This is a genomic window from Vibrio sp. Vb0667 (assembly GCF_033391095.1).
Map to the genome: position 1 here is coordinate 1 of NZ_JAWPOL010000409.1, position 1033 is coordinate 1033.

Consider the following 1033-nt stretch of genomic DNA (forward strand, 5'->3'; position numbering starts at 1 on the left):
AGAAACCTGATAGAAGCCTCATAATGCGTCGCAGTGAGCGGATATTATGAGGCTTTTTTGTAATTTTATTATTTTTAAAAGAAAGGATGTCAAACATGGCTATGCACCCTCGTGCTGGGCAAAAAGCGCAGCAGGAAGATCTCCATAATATTCCAGCGTTAGTTGCTAACTACTTCTTACTTCAGCCTGATGCTAATAATGCGGAACATAAGGTTCAATTCGGTACTTCTGGTCACCGTGGCACAGCAGACAAGCAAACTTTTAATGAAAACCACATTCTTGCTATCGCACAAGCAGTTGCAGAAGTACGTGCCAAGCAGGGGACTACAGGGCCGTTGTTTGTGGGCAAAGATACCCACGCGTTGTCAGAACCTGCGTTTTCAAGCGTAATCGAAGTTTTGATTGCGAATGGTGTAAAAGTCATCGTACAGCAGGATAATGGCTACACTCCAACACCTGGCATTTCTCACGCTATCTTAACTTACAATCTAAAGCATGATGAGAAAGCGGATGGCATCGTTATCACACCGTCTCATAATCCACCACAAGATGGCGGTATTAAGTACAATCCAACACATGGTGGTCCAGCAGAAGCTGAATTGACTCAAGCGATTGAAGATCGTGCGAACGAGATCATTGCTGGTGGCCTAAAAGATGTGAAGCGTCTAGCGCTAGCAGAAGCGAAAGCATCTGAGCTATTCGTAGAGATGGATTTGGTGAAGCCTTACATCGATGACTTAGTAAATGTTATCGATATGGAAGCGATCCAGAAATCGAAGTTGAAAATTGGTGTTGATCCACTTGGTGGCAGCGGCATTGATTACTGGCGTCAAATCGGCCAAGCATACAACTTAGATCTGACCTTGGTCAGCGAAGCGATTGACCCATCATTCCAGTTCATGTCGCTTGATAAGGACGGCGTGGTTCGTATGGACTGTTCTTCTCCATACGCAATGGCTGGTCTGCTAGCTCTGAAAGATGAATACGATCTTGCGTTTGGTAACGACCCAGACTATGACCGTCATGGTATCGT

Annotated in this window: 1 pseudogene; it reads left to right on the top strand. The window is 45.0% G+C overall.

The features are described from left to right. Positions 1-95: 95 nt before the first annotated feature. Positions 96-1033: pseudogene (locus tag R8269_RS26270) on the top strand (phosphoglucomutase); the annotation flags it as partial.